The sequence below is a fragment of the Janibacter sp. CoH_79_TC_3 genome (assembly GCF_058197955.1).
Genome location: NZ_JBXWIV010000161.1, coordinates 1 through 247, shown reverse-complemented (window position 1 = coordinate 247; position 247 = coordinate 1). Strand labels below are relative to the sequence as shown.

General features: G+C 38.9%; 1 protein-coding gene. It reads right to left on the bottom strand.

The window, feature by feature from the left end:
• Positions 1-247 (bottom strand): hypothetical protein (locus AC2FA3_RS15475; protein WP_490510366.1); only part of this gene is annotated, 247 nt, incomplete at both ends.

The window sequence follows — 247 nt, the reverse complement described above, 5'->3', positions numbered from 1 at the left end:
CGATAGCGTACATAACCGCACCCGACTCCATAACAATCATAATTGCACATTGAGCGACTATAATAACCGTTTCCGATATAAGAACAGGTAACTTAAAATCAATTTTTACATATTTATGGGTGTTAAATCCTCTGAAAACAAACACTACAACAAAGGAAACAACCGTAGCAACCGCCGCACCTGTTGCACCCATAATCGGAATAAGAACAAAATTAAGCACAATATTTGTAACTGCGCCCGAAAGAGC